Genomic DNA, 2,131 nt, shown 5'->3' on the forward strand with positions numbered 1-2,131 from the left:
GTCGCCGCTCAGGTACAGGTTGCGCGCCTTGGCGCGGCTGAGCTTGCCCGACGAGGTGCGCGGCAACGTGCGGGGAGGGATCAATTCGATCACGCAGTTCATGCCCGTCACCGAGCGGACGCGTTCGCGGATCTCGTCGCGCAGGCGCAGGCGTTCACCCTCGTCGGAGCTGCGGCACTGGACGAGGACGGCGGGGGTTTCCTCGCCCCCCGGGGTTGTGATCGCGAACGCGGCGATGTCGCCCGCCTTGAACCCGGGCAGCTGCTCGACCGCCCATTCGATGTCCTGCGGCCAGTGGTTCTTGCCGTTGACGATGATCATGTCCTTCGCCCGGCCGACGATGTAGATATAGCCGTCGGACATATAGCCCATGTCGCCGGTATCGAGCCAGCCGTCGGACATGCACGCCGCGGTGGCGGCGTCGTCGCGGAAATAGCCGACCATTACCGACTTGCCCTTGCACCAGACCTTGCCGATCGCACGCTCGGGGAGGGGCGTGCCGTCCTCTTCACGGATTTCGATCGTCATGTCGCGCACCGGCTTGCCGCAATTGACGATCGCACGGTAGCGCTGCGGGCGGTCTTCGCCGCGCGCACCGCCCGACAGCTGGGTTTCCTCGACCAGCTCGACACGGATCCCCTCGCCCGGTGGCATCAGCGATACCGCCAGCGTCGCTTCGGCGAGGCCGTAGCTGGGCAGGAAGGCGGAGGCCTGGAACCCGGCATCGGCGAAGGCGTCGACGAACGACTGCATCACGTCGGGACGGATCATGTCGGCGCCATTGCCCGCGACGCGCCAGCGCGACAGGTCGAACCGGTCGCTCGCCTTGGTCTGCGACGACATGCGGCGCGCGCAGATGTCATAGCCGAAGGTCGGCGAATAGCTGAGCGTCGTGCCGGTGTTGCGGCTGATCAGATCGAGCCAGGCGAGCGGACGGCGCGCGAAATCCTCGGTCTTGAGGTAATCGGTCGAGACCTGATTGGCGATCGGCGACAGGAAGCAGCCGACCAGCCCCATGTCGTGATACCAGGGCAGCCAGGACACGCAGCGATCGGTGTCGCAGACTTCCATGCCGTGGCTGTGCGCAGCAAGATTGTTGAGCAAAGCCTCGTGCGTGATGACGACGCCGTGCGGGAACCGCGTCGAGCCGCTCGAATATTGCAGATAGGCGATGTCGTCCGGACGTGCCTCGGGCAGCGTGGCGGCGGGGGCTTCGCGGGTCGCGAATTCGGACCAGTCGATCCCGTGCGTGCCCGCCAGACGCGCCGCCTCGCTCGCCATCTGCGCGAGCTCGGGCGGGAAGATCAGCATCTTGGGATCGCAGCTGGAAAGCTGGACGCGAAGCTGTTCGATATAGGAATCGCGGCCGCCGAACGACGTCGGCAGGGGCAGCGGCACCGGCCAGGCGCCGGCATAGACGACACCGAAGAACAGCGCGGCGAATTCTGGGCCGGTCTCGGCGACCAGCGCGATGCGGTCGGCAGGGGCGACGCCGGCGGCGATCAGGCGATCCGCCATCGCCAGCGCGTCGCGGCGCAGCGTCGCATAGGGATAGGGCTGGCTGAGCGTACCGCGCGCGTCATGGAAGTTGAGGCCGCGCTGCCCCGTCGCCGCATAGTCGAGCGCCTCGCCAAGTGTCGCGAAGTCGGCGAAGCGGCGCGGCAGCGTGTCCGCAGTGGGGGTCGCCGTGCGCTGCGCCGGCATCGGATCGGCCGACGGTGCGACCGCAGGCTTTACCAGCCCGTTCGTCGCCGTCGTCTGAAAGGTGTCGATCGTCATGTGCGTCCTGTCTTCCACGTCGCGGCCTGTCCGAGGACATCCGCCGCTTGAGACCGTGCAAAGGCCAGCCATGCACGGTCGTGGCGTTCAAAATCCTATCCCAGTGTGGCACAATGATGGCGTGACCCAGGATCGCCGCCGAGAAAGACAGGAGAAACGCCCGCCAAAACCGCTGGATGCCGCGGGACTGGAGGGATTGGCGCTGCGCTATGTCGAGCGATTCGCGACCACGCGCGGCCGCCTGAGCGATTATCTGCGGCGCAAGGTGCGCGAGCGCGGCTGGGTCGAGGCGCCCGAAACCGGTCCGGCGGTGCCACCCGCCGATCCCGAAGGGCTGGCGCAGAGGCTCGCG

Annotated in this window: 1 protein-coding gene and 1 pseudogene; one reads left to right on the forward strand and one right to left on the reverse strand. The window is 67.6% G+C overall.

Annotated features, from left to right (window positions below):
• A partial coding sequence (locus tag sphsw_RS11770) for a fatty acyl-AMP ligase (RefSeq protein ID WP_031440787.1) occupies positions 1–1,704 on the reverse strand: 1,704 nt, incomplete at its 3' end.
• A 247-nt stretch (positions 1,705–1,951) separates the two neighbouring features.
• On the opposite strand from sphsw_RS11770, the pseudogene sphsw_RS20475 reads away from it, so the two are divergent.
• A pseudogene (locus tag sphsw_RS20475) lies at positions 1,952–2,131 on the forward strand (hypothetical protein); the annotation flags it as partial.

Origin of the sequence: Sphingomonas sp. FUKUSWIS1, from assembly GCF_000733135.1 — a bacterium.
In the GTDB taxonomy this organism is placed as follows: domain Bacteria; phylum Pseudomonadota; class Alphaproteobacteria; order Sphingomonadales; family Sphingomonadaceae; genus Sphingomonas; species Sphingomonas aerolata.